Raw genomic sequence first — 18,029 nt, 5'->3', positions numbered from 1 at the left:
CTTGTAAGAAAACCTCCATTAATGTTGCCCGGAAACGCCTGCTCCTTGCCGGGTCCGCTCCGGCGGCCCCCGGAGCGGCCTAATCCCCTCCCGCCCCGGCGCCGGGGGTGCCAGGTGACGGCGGCGCGCCCTGCCAGACAAAAGAGATCGGGTTGGAGGGCCCGCTGCGCAGCAACCAGCCCGCCCGGCTTCTAACCTGGTAAACATAGCGCCGGCCGGAACGCAACTCCGAGTCGGCAAAAAGCATCCGGCCCCGGTCGGGGGCCAGATTGGCGATGACTCGGGGCGGACCAAAGTCCGGGCCCTCACCGGCCCGGTAATCATCAGGGGCCAACTCCGCCCGGTAAAGCTCAAATTTTTTGATTCGATAGTTGAGGCTGCCGCCGCTTTCGCTCCGGGTGGGGACCGACCAGGAGAGCTCCACCCCCTGCTCGGTCAGCCGGTGGGCCAAGTCCTGGATGGGGGCAGGCCGGGCCTCGCCCGGCGGCAGAGGATCGGTCTTCTTGCCGCACCCCGCCAGCAGCAGCAAACCAAGGAGGAGCAGCCACCACCAGGCGCCCGCCCCTCTCTGGTTGGCCCCGGGCATCAAATCTCCCTCTCGGCCCGGGCCAGCGCCTCCTCCACCCGGGCTCCCCCGGTACCACCCAGGGAGTTGCGGCTGTTGACCGAACCCTCGATGGAGAGTACCGCAAAAACATCCTCGTCGATGGCTGGGGCAAAACCTTGCAGTTCAGCCAGGGTCAGCTCGGCGATATCTCGCCCCTGCTCCAGGGCATAGGCCACCGCCCGACCGACGATGGCATGGGCCTGGCGAAAGGGGATCTGTTTCTTGACCAGGTAGTCGGCCAGATCGGTGGCGGTCATGCAGCCCCGGCCCAGACCGGCGGCCAGCCGCTCCTCGTTGAAACGCATGCCGGCCAGCAGTTCGGCCATCAGGGCCAGAGAGGCGCTCACCGTATCCACCGTATCGAAAACCGGCTCCTTATCCTCCTGGAGATCACGATTGTAGGTCATGGGCAGCCCCTTGAGCAGGGTGAGCAGGGCCATCAGGTGACCGATCACCCGGCCGCTCTTGCCCCGGACCAACTCGGGGATATCGGGATTTTTCTTTTGGGGCATGATCGAACTGCCGGTGCAGAAGGCATCGGGCAGGGTGACGAAGGAGAACTCCTCGCTGGTCCAGAGCACCAGCTCCTCGGCCAGCCGACTTAGGTGAACCTGGATCAGGGCGGCGGCGCCGACAAACTCCACCACGAAATCCCGGTCGGCCACCGTATCCATGCTGTTGGCGGAAACCTCGGGAAAATCCAGCTCCCGGGCCACAAACTCCCGGTCGATGGGCAGGCCGGTCCCGGCCAGGGCCGCCGCCCCCAGGGGCAGGACGTTGATCCGCTTGAGGCAATCGTGCAGGCGCTGCTTATCGCGGCCGAACATCTCGTAATAAGCCAGCATATGGTGCGCCACCAGCACCGGCTGGGCCCGCTGCAGATGGGTATAGCCGGGCATCACCGTATGACGGTAGCGGCGGGCCAGGGCGACAAAAGCCCCCCGCAACCCGCCCAGCAGCCCGAGCAAACGTCGGCACTCCTCCCGAAGATAGAGGCGCAGATCGAGAGCCACCTGGTCGTTGCGGCTGCGGGCGGTGTGCAGCTTTTCCCCGGCCGGGCCGATTCGCTGGGCCAGGGCTTTTTCAATATTCATGTGGATATCTTCCAGCTCGGGCCGGAAGATAAACTCGCCCCGCTCGATCTCCCCCTCGATCTCGTTGAGCCCGGCGATGATCTGATCGCGCTCCTGGTCACTGATCAACCCCTGGCGCGCCAGCATGGCGGCATGGGCCCGGCTGCCGGCGATATCGTGGCGATAGAGGCGGCAGTCGAAGTGAATCGAAGCGGTAAAAGCCTCCACCGAGGCGGCGGTTTTTTCGGCAAACCGCCCGCCCCACATTTTACTCTCCTGCCTTTCAGCCACGGGAGGCCTCCCGCAGGGCTTGCATCTTCAAGCGCAAACCGTTGAGCCGGATAAACCCTTCGGCATCGGCCTGACGGTAGACGCTGTCCTCCTCGAAGGTGGCGAAGCTCTCCTGGTAGAGGGAATCGCCGGACTTGCGGCCCACCGGGACGCAGTTACCCCTGTACAGTTTGAGCCGGACCACCCCGTTGACCGTGGCCTGGGCCTGATCCATGGTGGCCTGCAGCAGTTTCATCTCGGGGGAGAACCAGAAACCGTTGTAGATCAGTTCGGCGTAACGGGGGATCAGGGAGTCGCGGATCTTCATCACCTCCCGATCCAGGGTGATGGTTTCCAGGTCGCGATGGGCGGCCCGCAGGATGGTGCCGCCGGGGGTTTCATAGACCCCCCGGGACTTCATGCCGACAAAGCGGTTCTCCACCATGTCCAGCCGACCGATCCCGTTGGCCCCCCCCAGTTGATTGAGCCGGGCCAGCATGGCGGCCGGACTCAGTTTTTCCCCGTCGATGGCCACCGGATTACCCCCAGCGAACTCCAGCTCGACATAGGTGGGACGATCGGGGGCCTTTTCCGGGGCCACCGTAAGCTTGAACATCCCCTCCTCCGGCTCGTTCCAGGGATCCTCCAGGATGCCGCCCTCGAAGCTGATATGGAGCAGGTTTTCATCGGAGCTGTAAGGTTTCTCCTTGGTCACCGGTACCGGAATCCGGTGCTTTTCGGCATAGGCCATCAGTTTGGTGCGGGAGTTGAGATCCCAGATCCGCCAGGGGGCGATGATGGTCAGGCTGGGATCCAGGGCCATGTAGCCCAGCTCAAATCGCACCTGATCGTTGCCCTTGCCGGTGGCCCCGTGGCTGACCGCGTCGGCCCCTTGGGCTCGGGCGATCCGCACCTGCTCCTTGGCGATCACCGGCCGGGCCAGGGAGGTGCCCAGCAGATAGGAGCCTTCGTAGATGGCGTTGGCCCGAAAGGCGGGAAAAACATAATCGCGGACAAACTCCTCCTTAAGATCGGAGATGATCACCTGCTCGGCCCCGGTGGCCAACCCCTTGGCCCGCACCTGATCCCAGTCCTCCTCCTGGCCGATGTCGGCGGCATAGGCGATCACCGGGCACTGACAGGTCTCCTTCAGCCAGCGCAGGATAACCGAAGTATCCAGGCCGCCGGAATAGGCCAGCACGATCTTGCTAACTTTGGGCATCATCTTGAGTTTTCCTGTAATTTAAAGGTGTTATTGCGACCCGCCGGCCAGAAAGGCGGCCAAAATCGCTTTATGGATATGCATCTTGTTTTCGGCCTGGTCCCAGACCACCGAACGGGGACCCTCCAGCACCGTCTCGCTGATCTCCTCCTCCCGGTGGGCCGGCAGGCAGTGGAGCACGATGGCGTCGGGGGCGGCCTCGGCCAGCAACCGTTCGTTGACCTGGTAGGGGCGGAAGACCTGTAACCGGTGGAGCTGTTCAGCCTCCTGCCCCATGCTGGCCCAAACATCGGTGTTGATCACGTCGGCATCGGCCACCGCCTGGGCGGGATCACGAACCACGGTGATCGGCCGCTCGGCCTCGCTGCGGGCCGCCGCCAGAATTTGGGGGTCGGGCTCATACCCTTCCGGGCAGGCCAGGGTCAGGGTAAAACCCAACCGGGAAGCGGCCTGGATCCAGGAGTTGGCCATGTTGTTGCCATCCCCCACCCAGGCGATTTTCAGTTGCTCCAGCCGCCCCTTGCTCTCGATCACCGTCATCAGATCACTGAGGATCTGGCAGGGATGGTGGAGATCGGTCAGGGCGTTGATCACCGGCACCTGGGAGTAGCGAGCCAGCTCGTCAACAATCTCCTGGCCGAAGGTCCGGATCACCAGGCCATCCACGTAGCGGGCCATCACCCGGGCCATATCCTTGAGGGGTTCATTGCGGGCCAGTTGGGTATCCCGGGAGGAGAGGTAGATCACCTGTCCCCCCAGGCCGTACATCGCCGCCTCGAAGGAGACCCTGGTCCGGGTGGAGGGTTTCTCGAAAACCAGGGCGATGGTGCGGCCCGCCAGATCCCGATGCCGGACTCCGGCCCGACTTTCCCTTTTCATTTTTATGGCCCGGTCAATCAGCGCCGCCAACTCGGGGCCGCTGAAATCGCTCAAGGCCAGCAGATGTCGCGCCATGCCTTTCCCGTGTTCCGTGTTCTAAATGAATTAAATAAATTTCCCCGGCCTCCCCGTCGGAGCCAGAGCCGAATTTGAAGTCTTACAAAAGATCAACCCCTTTTGTAAAGGGGTTTTTTGGGGGACGGCCAGGATGGGAGCAGGCCGAAGCTACTCCCGTAAAACGGCGGCCACCATGGCCACCGCCCGGTCGATCTCCCCCTCGCTGACCACCAGGGGCGGAATGAAACGCAGGGCGGTGTTGCCGGCGAAATTAAGAAGCAGGCCCTGCTCAAAAAGCCGCCGGACCATGGCCAACCCCTGGTCCCGGGCGCTCTCGCTCAGGACCAGGCCCTGGATCAGGCCCATCCCCCTTACCTCCACCGCCCGCTGGGGATATTGCCGCGCCAGCTCCCCCAGCCTGGTCGCCAGGTACTCACCCTTGGCCGCCACTCCCGCCAGGAAACCGGGGGCCAGCAGCACCTGCAAGGTGGCCAGGGCCGCCGCGCAAACCACCGGGTTGCCGCCAAAAGTCGAGGCATGACTGCCGGGAGTAAAGGCCGCCGCCACCCGCTCTCCGGCCAGCATCGCCCCGATGGGCAGACCGTTGCCCAGGCCCTTGGCCAGGGTCATGATATCGGGGGTAACTCCCAACTGTTCATGGGCCAGCAGGGTGCCGGTCCGCCCCATCCCCACCTGGACCTCATCGAAGATCAGCAGCAGGCCGTGTTGATCACACAACTCCCGGATGGCCCGCAAATAGGCCGGGGCCAGGGGGCGCACCCCGCCCTCCCCCTGCAGTGGTTCGCAAAGCACCGCGCAGGTGGCCGGGCCGATCAGGTCGCGCAGGGCCTCGATCTCCCCGAAAGGGGCGTGGACAAAGCCGCTGGGCAACGGCTCGAAGCCCTGGTGAAACTTGGTCTGGCCGGTGGCCGCCACCGTGGCCAGGGTCCGGCCGTGGAAGGAACCAGTCAGGGAAATTATCTCATATTTGCCCTCGGGACTGGCCTTGCGGGCCAGCTTGATCGCCGCCTCGTTGGCCTCGGCCCCGGAGTTGCAGAAGAAAACCCGGTCGGCAAAGGAGTTGGCCACCAGCAGCTCGGCCAGCTCGATCTGGGGCTGGGTGTGGTAGAGGTTGGAAACGTGGACCAGTTTCTCCACCTGCTCGCGCACCGCCGCCGTTACCTGGGGGTGACAGTGACCCAGGTTACAGACCGCAATTCCGGCCACAAAATCGAGATATTCCCGCCCCTCGGCATCGTAGAGCTTGCAGCCTGCCCCCCGGACCATGGTGACGGGCAACCGCCCGTAGGTCTGCATCAAAACCCGCTCGCCCCGGGTCACCCACTGCTCATTCGCGCTGGTCATGGCTTTTTTCACTCCGGTTAACCGGTAATCTCGGTGCCCACCCCGCTCTGGGTGAACATCTCCAAGAGGATGGCATGCTCCTTGCGACCGTCGATGATGTGGGCCTTGCCCACCCCGCCGGCCACCGCCTCCCGGCAGCAGCGGACCTTGGGAATCATCCCGCCCTTGACCACCCCGCTTTTGATCCGCTCCTCGATCTCGGCGGCGGCCAGGGAGGAGATCAGCCGGCCATCCTGGTCCAAAACCCCCTCCACGTCGGTGAGGAGCATCAATTTGGCGGCCCGCAGGCGGGCGGCCACCGCCCCGGCCACCAGGTCGGCGTTGATGTTGTAGGCCCGGCCATCCTCCCCCACCCCCACCGGGGCGATCACCGGGATAAAGCCCCGGGCCTCCAGGGTCTCCAGCACCCCGGGGTTGACCTCGGTTACCCGGCCCACTCGGCCGAGATCGATCAGTTCCGGCGGCGCGTTTTCCACCTGCTCCTTCATGATCTGCATCTTTTCCGCCCGGACCAGGTCGCCGTCGCGGCCCGACAGCCCCACCGCCTTGCCGCCGTGATAGTTGATCAGGCTGACGATCTCCTTGTTGACCTTGCCCACCAGGACCATCTCCACCACATCCATGGTTTCACCGTCGGTGACCCGCATCCCCTGGACATAGCTGGGCTTGACCTGCATCTTCTCGAGAAAGCGGTTGATCTGGGGCCCGCCGCCATGCACCACCACCGGGTTGATCCCGATATATTTCATCAGGATGATATCGAGGGCGAAACTCCGTTTCAGCTCCTCGTCCACCATGGCGTGCCCCCCGTACTTGATCACCACCGTCTTGTTGTAGAAGGTGCGGATATAGGGCAGGGCCTCAATCAGGGTCTTGGCTTTATCGATGCTGTTTTTCATAACCGGTCTTTATGGTATAAAGCATTAGGCATAACAGCCCGTTGAAAAACGGGCTGTTAGCGGCCCATGGACGGGCCGCCGAATTCGTTGGCACTGAAAGTGGCAATGAATTCGTGAGGTTGGCCAAAGCCATCTTTGGCCAACCGTTAGTTGAAAAAGCCAGGGATGGCTTTTTCAACGGACTGATAAGATGCCGGTCGGCGGAAAAATCTCCTCTTCCCGGCAGAAGCGTAATGTTATAAAATACTAAATTTTATGGTCGAGACGCAAGGGTAAAGCTCGACTACGGAATCAATCTCCACGGAGCGACCACAACTTGACCCGTTTTGTTTTTCTTCTGATCCTGGGCCTGACCCTGCTGCCGGGCACCACCGCCCGGAGCGAGCAGGGAGTCGCCATCCAGATCGAATCGGACCGGATGGAATCGGTGGGGGGGGAGAACGCCGTGCTCTTTTCCGGCCAGGTGGTGGCCCGCAAAGGCGACCTGGTGGTCCATGCCGACGGCATGACGGTGCACTATCTCGGCTCGGAAGAGCGGGCGCAACTGCCGGCAGGCGACGAGCGGCGCCTGCAGAAGCTCTTTGCCGTGGGCAACGTCAAGGTCGAAACCCCGGAGTGGGTCGGCACCGGCCAGCGGCTTGATTACTTCGAAATAGAGCGTAAGGTGCATCTCACCGGAGATGCCCGGATCTGGCAGGGCAACAACCTGGTCACCGGCGAGGCGGTCACCATCTATCTGGAAGAGGGGAGAAGCGTTGTCGAGCGCAGCGAGCGGCCCGGCGAGCGGGTTCGGGCCTTTTTCTACGCCGACGACGGCCCTCCCGAAAACGGCTCCGAGCCAGGCTCGGACGCTCCCGTTCCACCCCCCGTTTCGCCGGCCCCCCCGACCGAAACCCCGGCCAACGAGCAAGAGCCATGACCCTTTCCTCCATGGAACTGGCCACCGACCAGATCGTCAAACAGTACCAAAAAAGGCGGGTGGTGGATGGCATCAGCCTGTCGGTGGAAACCGGGGCCGTGGTGGGCTTGCTCGGCCCCAACGGAGCCGGCAAAACCACCACCTTCTACAGCATCGCCGGCTTCATCCGTCCCGATCTGGGCCGGATTCTGCTCAACGGCGAAGATATCACCCGCCTGCCCATCCACCTCCGGGCCCGCAAGGGGCTGGCCTACCTGCCCCAGGAATCCTCGGTGTTCCGCAAGCTCAGTGTCGAGGAGAATATCCGCATCGTCCTGGAACCCCTGGGGCTGAGCCGCAAGGAGATTAGGCAGCGGATCGAGGCCCTGCTGGAGGAGCTGAAGCTGGGCTACCTGGCCGGCAACCCGGCCCACTCCCTCTCGGGGGGGGAGCGACGGCGGGTGGAGATCATGCGGGCCCTGGCCATGCAGCCCCGCTTCGTCCTGCTCGACGAACCCTTTGCCGGCATCGATCCCCTGTCGGTGGCCGACCTGCAACATATTATCCGCGAACTGAAAACCCGGGGCCTGGGGGTGCTGATCTCCGACCACAACGTCCGGGAGACTCTCCAGGTTTGTGACCGGGCCTATATCGTTAATCACGGTAAAATCTTGACCAGCGGCTCGGCGGACGATATTGTCCGGTGCCCGGCAGCGCGCTCTCTGTATCTGGGAGAAAATTTCACCCTTTAACCACTATGGCCCTAGAACTTCGCCAAAACCTGAAATTAAGCCAGCAACTGGTGATGACCCCCCAGCTGCAGCAGGCGATCAAACTGCTGCAGCTTTCCCGGCTGGAACTGGTGGATACCATCCAGCAGGAGCTGGAGGTCAACCCGGTACTGGAGGAGGGGTTGTCGCTGGAGGAGGGGGCCGGGGCCGAGGCCGGCACCGGGCAGCTGGAGAGCCCCGCGGGTACCGATCCCGGCGAAGAGTTTTCCCCGGCGGAGCCGGAGCGCACCGCCGAGGTGGAGATGGAGTCGACTTCCGCCCTGGGCGAGATCGACTGGGGTAACTATATCAACGAGTATGCCAGTGAACAGGGGGACGGCGGCTACGCCTCGGGCACCGGCCGGGACCACGAAGATCTACCCTCCCGGCTGGATATCCTCAGTACCCGGCCCAGCCTCCAGACCCACCTCACCTGGCAGCTCAATCTCTCCCGAATCAGCGAAGAGGAGCGGAAGGTCGGGGAATTCATCATCGGCAACCTGGATGGCAACGGCTTTCTCACCACCGACCAGGCCGAGATCGAGGCCCAGACCGACTGCGACCCGGCCACCGCCGCCCGGATGCTGGCCCTGATCCGGGAGATGGACCCGGCCGGGATCGGGGCCGTTGACCTGAGCCAGTGCCTGCTGCTGCAGCTGGAGCGGCTGGGGCTGGGCGACTCCCTGGCCGCCCGCATCGTCCGCAACCATCTCCATCTTCTGGAAACCCGCAACTACGCCGGAATCGCCAAGGCCACCGGCCGTACCCCCGAGGAGGCGGCGGCGGCGGTGGCGATCATCACCGACCTCAACCCCCGTCCCGGTCGGATCTATTCCGACGAGGATCCGGTCTATATCATTCCCGATGTCTATATCCACAAGCTGGGTGAAGAGTATGTGATCATGCTCAACGACGAAGGTTTGCCCCGGTTGCGGATCAGCAGCTACTACCGGGATATTCTGGACAAGGATTCGGCGGCGCCTGGCGAAACCAAGAACTACGTCCAGGATAAACTGCGCTCGGCCATGTGGCTGATCCGCTCCATCCAGCAGCGCCAGCGCACCATCTACCGGGTGGTGGAAAGCATTCTCAAGTTTCAGCGTGATTTTTTCGAGCACGGGGTGGAAAAGCTCCGGCCCATGGTCCTGCGGGACGTGGCCGAGGATATCGGGATGCACGAATCGACGATCAGCCGGGTAACCACCAACAAGTACCTGCACAGCCCCCAAGGGATCTTCGAGTTGAAATATTTTTTCAACTCCACCATCTCCACCCACGGCGGCGACGCCTTGGCCTCGGAGAGCATCAAGCAGCGCCTGAAGAGCATCGTCCAGCACGAGGACCCTAAAAGACCCTTGAGCGACAGCGCCATCGCCGATATCTTCAACCGCGACAACATTCGCCTGGCCCGGCGCACCGTGGCCAAGTACCGGGAACAGCTGGGAATACTACCCTCCAAACTGCGCAGAAGACCCTAAATGACCCCCATCAGCCAGGCGGCCCGGGCCCTGATCATCCCCGAGATGACCGCCACCTCCAAGAAAGAAGCCCTGAAGGAGTTGGCCGCCGCCGCCCGGACGGCCCATCCCCACCTGGACCTGGATTATCTGCACGGCATCCTGGAGGACCGGGAAGAGCTGGGCTCCACCGGCATCGGCGAAGGCGCGGCCATTCCCCACGGCAAGGTGGCGGGACTGACCGAGATGGTCCTGGTCTGCGGGCGCAGCGTCAAGGGGGTGGCCTTTGCCGCCCAGGACGGCCGCCCCGTCCACCTCTTTTTCCTGCTGCTGGCCCCGGCGGACACGGCCTCCCCCTACCTGGGCCGTCTGGCGGAGCTCGCCCTTTTCCTGCAGGATCATCAGGCCATGGCCCGCCTGCTCCAGGCGGAAACCCGGGAGGAGATGGCCGCGATCTTAAGCGGCGACGGCGGAGAAGAGGCCCGTGATCATTGAACTGCAAAGCTTCGGCCACAAGCATGGCCCACCGCCCGCCGCCGATCTGGTCTTCGACGCCCGGGTACTGCCCAATCCCCACTGGGTGGAGGAGTTGCGTCCCCACAGCGGTCGGGAGCCGCTGATCGCCGCCTATGTCCTTGAAAATACGATAGGAAGAGATTTTTTGGCCTTGCACCTGCAACTGCTCCGTTTTATCCTGGAGCGCGGCCAGGCCGTTGGCCGAGAGTGCCTGCGGGTGGCGGTGGGCTGCACCGGTGGCCGCCACCGCTCGGTGGCGGTGAGCGAAGCCCTGGCCGCCGCCCTGGTCCAGAGGGCCCAAGTAAGGCTAACCCATCGTGATATCGAAAAATGAAGCGTGAGCTTGTCCGGCAGCTGGCCGCTATCGTCGGCGATGGGCAGGTGGCCACCGCCCCCGAGGAACTGGCAGCCTACTCCTACGACGGTTCGGTCCGGGAGTTTCCGCCGGCGGCGGTGGTCTTTCCCCGCGATCGGGAGCAGATCGCGCCCATCCTCCGGCTGGCTTCGGCCACCGGCACCCCGGTGACTCCCAGAGGGGCCGGAACCGGCATGGCCGGGGGCGCCTGCGCGGTAAAGGGCGGCATCGTCCTGGCCTTGGCCGGGCTCAATAAAATTGTGGAGATCGACAGCGCCAACCAGTTGGTGGTGGTGCAACCGGGGGTGATCACCGCCGAATTGCAGGCGGAGGTGGCCCGCCACGGCCTCTACTACCCCCCCGACCCGGCCAGCCGGGCCTTTTGCACCATCGGCGGCAACGTGGCCTGCGGAGCGGGAGGGCCGGCGGCGGTCAAGTACGGGGTCACCCGCGATTATGTCCTGGCCCTGGAAGCGGTGCTGGCCGACGGTCGCGTCATCCGCAGCGGGGTTCGCACCGCCAAGGGAGTGGTGGGTTACGACCTGACCCGGCTGCTGGTGGGCTCCGAGGGCACCCTGGCGGTGATCAGCGAGATCACCCTGCGCCTCATCCCCCAGCCCCCCGCCAAAGCCACCTTCCTGGCGCTCTGCCGCGATATGCACCAGGCGGTGAACCTGGTCAATACCATCCTCCACCAATTGACGCCCTGCACCCTGGAATACCTGGACCATACCGCCCTGGGGCTGGTGGGGGATCGCCTGCCCGCCGCCCTCAAAAACCAGGGCCGCAATGCCTTGCTGCTGCTGGAACTGGATGGCGACCGGGAAACGGTGGCCGCCCAGGGTCAGCGCCTGCGGACCCTGCTGGCCGGCCAGGAGGGGGTGGCCCTGCGGGAGGCCGCTGATCCGGGGGAAACCGCCGAGCTCTGGGCGGCCCGCAAGGCCCTCTCCCCGGCCGCCTTTCAGTTGCGCCCCCACAAGATCAGTGAGGATGTGGTGGTCCCCCGCAGCCGGATTCCGGACCTGGTGGCCCATATCGAGGAGCTGAGTCGACTCCACCACCTGCCGGTCTTCACCTTCGGCCATGCCGGCGATGGCAATATCCATGTCAATATCATGCTGGATCGCAACGACCCGGACGAGCTGGCCCAAGGCGAGGCAGCCCGGGCCTCCCTTTACCGGAGGGTGCTGGCGCTGGGGGGGACTCTCTCGGGGGAACACGGGGTGGGAATCGGCAAGGCGGCGGCCATCGAGGCGGAACTGGGCCGGGAAACCCTGCAGCTGATGCGGGAGTTGAAGAAGGTGTTCGACCCCGGCAACATTCTCAATCCCGGCAAAATTTTTGTCTAAGGCTGAGGACGCTGCTCCAGGGCGGCGGCGATCTCTTGCTGGATGGCGTCGATCAAGGCCAGGGGCTCGGCGGCGGTGCTGATGGGCCGGCCGATCACCAGGTGATCGGCCCCGTTGGCAATCGCCGCCCCGGGGGTGGCGATCCGGCGCTGGTCATCACCGCCGGCACCATCGGCCGGACGAATCCCGGGGGTGACCGCCAGGAAATCATCGCCCAAATCGACCCGCAAATCGGCCACTTCCAGGGCCGAGCAGACCACCCCGTCGCAACCCAGCTCCACCGCCTTGCGGGCCCGCAGCCGCACCAAGTCGGCCACCGAACCCTTGAGGCCCAGCTGGCGCATGTCGCTCTCATCGAAACTGGTCAGGACGGTGACCGCCAGCAGGCTGATATCGCCCTTGGCCGCCACCGCCGCCCGCACAATGGGGTCGTTGCCGTGGATGGTGGCCAGGCTCACGCCGTGGTCGTGGAGCTGCTCCACGGCCCGCTGCACCGTTTCGGGGATGTCGAAGAATTTCAGATCCAGCATCACCTTGTTGCCGCGGGCGGTGATCGCATCCACCACCGGCCACCAGCCGGCGGTGAAAAGCTGGAGACCCACCTTGAAAAACCGGATTCGGTCATCCAGCCGTTCCACCCAGCCCAAGGCCTGGGCCGGCTCGGCAAAATCGAGGGCAAAGATGATCCGCTCATTAAGAGCAATATTTTTTGAAATTTTACCTGGGAGGCTGCCGTTTTCCATTCCGCCTTTATAGCCGCTCGCCACCCGATTCCGCAAGGTTTTTTGGCTAAGTCCCGATTCCTCCTGCTTGACTTACCCGCGACCGATTGCTATCATCCCCCCTGCAGAAAACTGGATTACAAACCTGTCACGTCAACCCAAGGAGACTTGATAAAATGAGCGCACCGGATAGCAAAATCGAGAGTTTGCAGCAGGAAAACCGCCTCTTCCCCCCCTCCGCCGCTCCGGCGGACACGGTGTCGGCTCGGTCGATGGCGGAATATCAGGCCATCTACCAGCGTTCCATGAATGACCCCGAAGGCTTCTGGGCCGAACGGGCCGAGGCGATGCTGACCTGGGATAAAAAGTGGGACAAGGTCCTGGATGCCGAGATGAACACCCCGGAGATCAAGTGGTTCCAGGGGGGCAAGCTCAATGTCTCGGTCAACTGCCTGGACCGCCACCTCCACAACGGTCGCCGCAACAAGGCCGCCCTGATCTGGCAGGGTGAGCCCGAAGAGGACAGCAAGGTTTACACCTACCAGATGCTGCACACCGAAGTTTGCCGGATGGCCAACGTCCTTAAAAAACTGGGGGTTAAGAAGGGCGACCGGGTTTCCGTTTATCTGCCGATGATCCCCGAGCTGGCCATCGCTCTTTTGGCCTGTACCCGGATCGGCGCCATCCACAGTGTGGTTTTCGCCGGCTTTTCCGCCCAGAGCCTCAAGAGCCGGGTCCAGGATTGCGAGGCCAAGGTCCTGATCACCGCCGACGCGGTGCTGCGTTCGGGCAAGACCATTCCCCTGAAACCCAACGCCGATCAGGCCCTGGCCGAATGCCCCAGCGTCAAGAACTGCATCGTGGTCAAAAGGGCCGGCAACGAGGTGCCGATGCAGGAAGGACGGGACTCCTGGTGGCACGAGGAGGTCAGCGCCCCCGGGATCAACGCGGAGTGCCCCCCCGAGAGCATGGACGCCGAAGATACCATGTTCATTCTTTACACCTCCGGCTCCACCGGCAAGCCCAAGGGGGTGGTTCACACCACCGGCGGCTACCTGACCTTCGCCGCCCAGACCTGTCAATGGGTTTTCGATCTCAAGGATGACGATGTTTACTGGTGTACCGCCGACATCGGCTGGATCACCGGCCACAGCTATATCCTCTATGGCCCCCTGGCCCTGGGGGCCACCTCGCTGATGTTCGAAGGGGTGCCCAGCTGGCCCAAGCCCGACCGCTTCTGGCAGATCTGCGACAAATACAAAGTCAACATCTTCTATACCGCCCCCACCGTCATCCGCGCCCTGATGCGGGAGGGGGTGGAGTGGCCGCAAAAGCACGATCTCTCCTCCCTGCGCCTGCTGGGTTCGGTGGGCGAGCCCATCAACCCCGAGGCCTGGATCTGGTACCACGAGAATATCGGCGGCGGCAAGCTGCCGGTGGTGGACACCTGGTGGCAGACTGAAACCGGCGGAATCATGATTTCGGCCATGCCTTTTGCCACTCCCCTCAAACCCGGTTCGGCCACCTTCCCCATGCCCGGGGTGGATGCCACCGTGCTGCGGGAGGATGGCAGCGAAGCCGGCCCCAACGAGGGTGGTCACCTGGTGATCCGCAAGCCCTGGCCCGGCATGCTGCGCGGGGTCTTCGGCGATCCGGCCCGCTACAAGAAAACCTATTTTTCCCGCTACCCGGGGATCTACGATCCGGAAGACGGCGCCCGCAAGGACGAGGATGGCTATTTCTGGATCATGGGCCGACTGGATGACGTGATCAACGTTTCCGGCCACCGCCTGGGCACCGCCGAGATCGAGTCGGCCCTGGTGGCCCATCCCGAGGTGGCGGAAGCGGCGGTGGTGGGGGCCCCCCACGAGATCAAGGGCCAGACCATCTACGCCTACGTTTCCCTGCGGGCCGGCGTCGAGCCCAGTGACGAGTTGCGGGCCGCTTTGCGCGCCCATGTCCGCAAGGAGATCGGCCCCATCGCCACCCCCGAATTTATTCAGTTTTCCGACGGTCTGCCCAAGACCAGAAGTGGCAAGATCATGCGCCGCATCCTGCGCAAGATCTCCTCCGGCCAGACCGAGGAGACCGATTTCGGCGATATCTCCACCCTGGCCGACCCCGGCGTGGTTGAAACCCTGGTGGCGGGCAGCAGGGAGTTGGTTAAATGATACGAACCGCCGCTCTGCTGGTTCTGGCTTCCCTGCTGTTACTGCTCTCCCCGCCGGTCGGCGCCGCCGCGGAACCGCCCCCCAAGGTAGCGGTTCTACCCCTGGAGCTGCAGGCTCCCCAGGATCTGGCTTACCTGGTGGACGGGGTACGCACCATGCTGGGCTCGCGCCTGGCGGCGGGAGGACGGGCCCAGCTGCTGGATCGGGCCGGGGTGGAACAGGCCCTGGCCGGGGGCAGACCCCAAGGGCCGGCCGAGTTCGATCTCCTGGGGGAAAAACTGGGGGTGAACTACATCCTCACCGGTTCCCTCACCGCCATGGGGGGCAGCGTCAGCCTGGATACCGTCCTCTATGAGGTGGGAAGCGCTGAACTGCCCCGCTATTTTTCCGCCATCGCCCCCACCGAGGGAGAGGTGATCGCGGCGGTGGACCGGCTGGCCGGCGAGATCCGGGCAACCCTGGTCGGTGAAGTGCCGCCCGCTGCCCCGGCGGCACTTCCGGCCCCCTTGCCCGACCAGGGCCAGCCCGCCTATATCTCGCCCCACCCCGCCCGCCAGTTGCCGGGCAGGGCCGCCGAGGGTTCCCCTTTTATCCGGGCCGGCGAAGTAGCCCGGCTGCAGGGGTTCAGCAAGAGCCACAATATCCCCTTGGGGCTGCAGGCCCTGGATGCCGGAGATCTGACCGGCGACGGCGCCACCGAGTTTGTCCTGGCCGGCAACAACCGGGTGGAGATCTACCGCCGCCTCCAGGGGCGGTTTGTCCGGATCGGCCAGATCTCAACCCTCAACCGCTATCCCATCCACTACCTCTCCCTGGCCGACCTCAACGGCAATGGCCGGGCCGAAATCGTGATCAGCGCCTCCGACGAACGCAGCCCCAGTTCGTTGATCGTGGAGTGGAATGGCAGCGAGTTTGTCCCGACCCATACCAATATTCCCTGGTATCTCCGGGCCATGTCGCTGCCCATGGAGGGCCCCGTGCTGGTGGGCCAGCGGGCGGCGGCGGGCGGCGATATTGTCCGGCCCGGCCTCTTCCGGCTGGAGGCGACCGCCGACGGCTCGGTGGAGCAGGGAGGCCAGCTGGCGACTCCCGGCCGGCTCAACCTGTTCGACTTTATCTATGTCGATCTCGATGACGACGGGATCGACGAGATTGTGGCCATCACCCAGACCAACCGGATGGAGGTCCTGAGCGCCGGCGGCGCCCGCTTGTGGATCAGCGAGGAGCAGTATGGCGGCACCACCCGTTTTCTCGGCGGTTTCGACAGCTCCGGCCACGACCCGGAAGTAGCCCACAAGCCGGTCCATCTTTTCGTGCCGGGGAGAATTGTCAGCCATGATGTCACCCGCAACGGATTGCCCGATATCGTGGTCAACCGCAACATATCAGCCATGCCCCTTTCCCTGGGGCGGCTTCGTTCCTACTCCGCCGGCGAGGTACACGCCCTGAGCTGGGACGGCCAGGGGATGAACGAAATCTGGCGGACCCGGCGGATCGAGGGCTACGTTGCCGACATCCAGCTCGGTCCGGGCGATGAGGGAACGGAACTCTTTGTCGGGGTGGTCCCCAAAAGTGACGGCCTGGGCATTCGCCCCTCCTCGGAAAGCGCCATCTACGTTTATCCCATGCTTTACAGCCAGGAGTAATCCCCCCCCGGCAAGCTTCACCGACAAAAAAGAGGACCCCTCATCAAGGTGAACCGGACCGCGCTCATGGTCCGGTTCACCTTTCTCTTTTTCAGCCCCACCAGGCCACCAACCTCGCCTAGCGCAAAAAAAACTTCACGATAACAGTAAATTAATCGCCAATCCCCGCACTTGCAAAAAAGCGATGTAGCCTCATGTTTTTTATTTGACAAAGCTATAACTTTCTGCTATCTGCTATGCTTACAGTTGTCAATGTTAATATATCGTTAAATATCGAGTACCCGTAATGTCCGCCATCGACACCAGGACGCTACCGGCGCAACACTTCTTTACCCGCACCACCCCCTAAACCCTTCTAAGGAGGAACTGCAGATGAAGAAGCACTACCTGGCGTACGCCACCACCGCCCTGGCAACCCTGACCCTGACGGCCCCGGCCTTGGCCGGAACCATCGCCGACTGGAACATGCACAACGTCACGGTTACCCCACCCCCCTACACCATGGAAGAGGTCTACGACAGCACCGTCTTCACCGATTCCGCCAAAACGCTCTCCCATGGCGCCGTCTACTGGAAAGAGAGCGACGCCCAGGCCCCGGGATTGCAGGTGGTCAACATTGACCCGCTATCGGGAGAAAACTGCCTGATGACCACCGGCTACAACCCTGCAACGGGGGGGCAAAAACTCTGTTCCGATGAATTTAAGTCCAGCAAGCGCTGGAAGATCAGGGCCTATGAGAACGAACCCATCGACATCTATTTCAACGTCTTGGACGATCGCGCCCGCCAGACCTATCGCTCCCTGCAGAAACTAAGCAACGCCACCAGCGGCCGCCTTAAGGGGTTCACCATGGAGCTGGGCTTCATGGTCAATGGCGAATTCGTTCCCTCACAAACGGGCGACGGCTTGGGTTTCTCCGCGCGAAGGGGCCAAATGCTCGCCGAGGGCACGGTGTACGATCCGGACAAACCCGATATCCTGTCCGCCTTTTTCCCGTTTGACATCGCCGGCGCGCCCGACCAGCATCGCGACGAACCGGGCTATTTCTTGCCCGACGAGCGGATGTACATCGATCTTGAAGCCTCTGAAAACAAAATAACCAGCACCGGGATTTCACAGAACCATCTCGACCTTCTGGGGGATTGGCACAATGCCGCTGGGGTGCCCGTGGCCATGTTCTTTGACGATGGCCACGGCCATCCGGAAATGATGGCCCATTGCGAGTGGGATTACGATCCCGACACCCTGGCCTGTCTGGGTGACTGGGTGACCTATCGCAGCTGCACTGAACTGGACGCCGCCAAAGAGCCTTGCGATTCCGATGGGGTGCGCAAACTGGTGCCCCAGGATGCTGTCAATCAGTGGCTGGCCGATCCCGACTACGTGATCGACTACTTCGACGATGTGGCCAACGTGACCCTGAACTACTTCATCACCGTGGACCGTAGACTCCAATGGCCCACCCCCGGTCAATTCGTCCTTCGCACCACCACCATCGCCTCCGACCAAGAGTGGAGCAGTCCCGGCCCCGCCCACAGCGACCCGCCGCCCGACGATGATCCGCCGGTCGTGGATGAGGACGCCGATGTGGCGGTTACCGCCCTCAATATCCCCCGTCTCAAGCGCAACGAAACCGGTGATATCACCGTCACCTTCAACAACACGCGGCCGGGCGCGGTGGACGGCCAGTTGAGCCTGACGGTGCGCGACGCCAATGGCGCCACCCTGGCCTCCTATTCCACCGGCTTTACCACCCCGGCCGATTCCTCGGCC

Annotated in this window: 16 protein-coding genes; 9 read left to right on the top strand and 7 right to left on the bottom strand. The window is 63.4% G+C overall.

Going from position 1 to position 18,029, the window contains the following annotated elements; all coding sequences use genetic code 11:
* Positions 1 to 79 precede the first annotated feature (79 nt).
* The 6 genes from ACHHRT_RS05355 to argB form a co-directional block, all read right to left on the bottom strand.
* Positions 80 to 586: a hypothetical protein gene (locus ACHHRT_RS05355; RefSeq protein ID WP_395498470.1), complete on the bottom strand. Its 507-nt coding sequence runs from the start codon at positions 584 to 586 to the stop codon at positions 80 to 82.
* A complete protein-coding gene (argH, locus tag ACHHRT_RS05350; RefSeq protein WP_395498690.1) occupies positions 586 to 1,947 on the bottom strand; it encodes an argininosuccinate lyase in 1,362 nt (453 codons plus the stop codon). The genes ACHHRT_RS05355 and argH overlap by 1 nt, the downstream gene beginning before the upstream one ends.
* A gap of 16 nt (positions 1,948 to 1,963) precedes the next feature.
* Positions 1,964 to 3,175, bottom strand: coding sequence for an argininosuccinate synthase (locus tag ACHHRT_RS05345; protein ID WP_395498468.1), 1,212 nt, complete (start codon positions 3,173 to 3,175; stop codon positions 1,964 to 1,966).
* 27 nt (positions 3,176 to 3,202) lie between these two features.
* Positions 3,203 to 4,126 carry an ornithine carbamoyltransferase gene (gene argF, locus ACHHRT_RS05340; protein ID WP_395498466.1) on the bottom strand — a complete coding sequence of 308 codons (924 nt, stop codon included), beginning with the start codon at positions 4,124 to 4,126 and terminating at the stop codon, positions 3,203 to 3,205.
* 150 nt (positions 4,127 to 4,276) lie between these two features.
* A complete protein-coding gene (locus ACHHRT_RS05335) occupies positions 4,277 to 5,473 on the bottom strand; it encodes an acetylornithine transaminase (RefSeq protein WP_395498461.1) in 1,197 nt (398 codons plus the stop codon).
* Positions 5,474 to 5,490: 17 nt separating this feature from the next.
* Entirely contained in the window at positions 5,491 to 6,372 is an 882-nt protein-coding gene (gene argB, locus ACHHRT_RS05330) for an acetylglutamate kinase (RefSeq protein ID WP_395498459.1), read from the bottom strand.
* Positions 6,373 to 6,688: 316 nt separating this feature from the next.
* Here argB and lptA point away from each other — a divergent pair, with 316 nt between their 5' ends.
* The 6 genes from lptA to ACHHRT_RS05300 are packed head-to-tail and all read left to right on the top strand — an operon-like array spanning position 6,689 to position 11,717.
* Positions 6,689 to 7,291 (top strand): lipopolysaccharide transport periplasmic protein LptA, encoded by a 603-nt coding sequence (gene lptA / locus ACHHRT_RS05325; protein WP_395498457.1) that lies wholly within the window; start codon positions 6,689 to 6,691, stop codon positions 7,289 to 7,291.
* On the top strand, positions 7,288 to 8,022 hold the full coding sequence (lptB, locus tag ACHHRT_RS05320) for an LPS export ABC transporter ATP-binding protein (protein WP_395498455.1): 735 nt from the start codon (positions 7,288 to 7,290) through the stop codon (positions 8,020 to 8,022). Before lptA ends, lptB begins: the two co-directional genes overlap by 4 nt.
* A 5-nt stretch (positions 8,023 to 8,027) precedes the next feature.
* Positions 8,028 to 9,518, top strand: a complete 1,491-nt coding sequence (gene rpoN, locus ACHHRT_RS05315) for an RNA polymerase factor sigma-54 (protein WP_395498453.1) — start codon at positions 8,028 to 8,030, stop codon at positions 9,516 to 9,518.
* Positions 9,519 to 9,992: a PTS sugar transporter subunit IIA gene (locus ACHHRT_RS05310; RefSeq protein ID WP_395498451.1), complete on the top strand. Its 474-nt coding sequence runs from the start codon at positions 9,519 to 9,521 to the stop codon at positions 9,990 to 9,992.
* On the top strand, positions 9,982 to 10,347 hold the full coding sequence (locus ACHHRT_RS05305; RefSeq protein ID WP_395498449.1) for a RapZ C-terminal domain-containing protein: 366 nt from the start codon (positions 9,982 to 9,984) through the stop codon (positions 10,345 to 10,347). Before ACHHRT_RS05310 ends, ACHHRT_RS05305 begins: the two co-directional genes overlap by 11 nt.
* The gene (locus tag ACHHRT_RS05300) at positions 10,344 to 11,717 is read left to right on the top strand and encodes an FAD-binding oxidoreductase (RefSeq protein WP_395498447.1); all 1,374 of its coding nucleotides are present in this window, start codon (positions 10,344 to 10,346) and stop codon (positions 11,715 to 11,717) included. Before ACHHRT_RS05305 ends, ACHHRT_RS05300 begins: the two co-directional genes overlap by 4 nt.
* Here the strand turns inward: ACHHRT_RS05300 and pyrF are convergent.
* The gene (gene pyrF, locus ACHHRT_RS05295) at positions 11,714 to 12,460 is read right to left on the bottom strand and encodes an orotidine-5'-phosphate decarboxylase (RefSeq protein WP_395498445.1); all 747 of its coding nucleotides are present in this window, start codon (positions 12,458 to 12,460) and stop codon (positions 11,714 to 11,716) included. The genes ACHHRT_RS05300 and pyrF overlap by 4 nt on opposite strands.
* Before the next feature lie 155 nt (positions 12,461 to 12,615).
* On the opposite strand from pyrF, the gene acs reads away from it, so the two are divergent.
* From acs to ACHHRT_RS05280, 3 genes are all read left to right on the top strand, one after another.
* On the top strand, positions 12,616 to 14,610 hold the full coding sequence (acs, locus tag ACHHRT_RS05290) for an acetate--CoA ligase (protein WP_395498443.1): 1,995 nt from the start codon (positions 12,616 to 12,618) through the stop codon (positions 14,608 to 14,610).
* On the top strand, positions 14,607 to 16,256 hold the full coding sequence (locus tag ACHHRT_RS05285) for an FG-GAP-like repeat-containing protein (protein WP_395498441.1): 1,650 nt from the start codon (positions 14,607 to 14,609) through the stop codon (positions 16,254 to 16,256). Before acs ends, ACHHRT_RS05285 begins: the two co-directional genes overlap by 4 nt.
* Positions 16,257 to 16,628: 372 nt before the next feature.
* Positions 16,629 to 18,029 (top strand): choice-of-anchor F family protein (locus ACHHRT_RS05280; protein ID WP_395498439.1); only part of this gene is annotated, 1,401 nt, incomplete at its 3' end.

Source organism: Desulfurivibrio modestus, assembly GCF_044068625.1.
Lineage (GTDB): Bacteria > Desulfobacterota > Desulfobulbia > Desulfobulbales > Desulfurivibrionaceae > Desulfurivibrio.
This window is presented reverse-complemented; position numbering and strand designations above follow the sequence as displayed.

Coding starts and splice junctions, on each gene's coding strand:
- pyrF (WP_395498445.1), bottom strand. CDS start 12,460: ATGGAAAACGGCAGCCTCCCAGGTAAAATTTCAAAAAATATTGCTCTT.
- ACHHRT_RS05285 (WP_395498441.1), top strand. CDS start 14,607: ATGATACGAACCGCCGCTCTGCTGGTTCTGGCTTCCCTGCTGTTACTG.
- ACHHRT_RS05345 (WP_395498468.1), bottom strand. CDS start 3,175: ATGATGCCCAAAGTTAGCAAGATCGTGCTGGCCTATTCCGGCGGCCTG.
- rpoN (WP_395498453.1), top strand. CDS start 8,028: ATGGCCCTAGAACTTCGCCAAAACCTGAAATTAAGCCAGCAACTGGTG.
- acs (WP_395498443.1), top strand. CDS start 12,616: ATGAGCGCACCGGATAGCAAAATCGAGAGTTTGCAGCAGGAAAACCGC.
- ACHHRT_RS05310 (WP_395498451.1), top strand. CDS start 9,519: ATGACCCCCATCAGCCAGGCGGCCCGGGCCCTGATCATCCCCGAGATG.
- argF (WP_395498466.1), bottom strand. CDS start 4,126: ATGGCGCGACATCTGCTGGCCTTGAGCGATTTCAGCGGCCCCGAGTTG.
- argH (WP_395498690.1), bottom strand. CDS start 1,947: ATGTGGGGCGGGCGGTTTGCCGAAAAAACCGCCGCCTCGGTGGAGGCT.
- ACHHRT_RS05355 (WP_395498470.1), bottom strand. CDS start 586: ATGCCCGGGGCCAACCAGAGAGGGGCGGGCGCCTGGTGGTGGCTGCTC.
- argB (WP_395498459.1), bottom strand. CDS start 6,372: ATGAAAAACAGCATCGATAAAGCCAAGACCCTGATTGAGGCCCTGCCC.
- ACHHRT_RS05335 (WP_395498461.1), bottom strand. CDS start 5,473: ATGACCAGCGCGAATGAGCAGTGGGTGACCCGGGGCGAGCGGGTTTTG.
- lptB (WP_395498455.1), top strand. CDS start 7,288: ATGACCCTTTCCTCCATGGAACTGGCCACCGACCAGATCGTCAAACAG.
- ACHHRT_RS05300 (WP_395498447.1), top strand. CDS start 10,344: ATGAAGCGTGAGCTTGTCCGGCAGCTGGCCGCTATCGTCGGCGATGGG.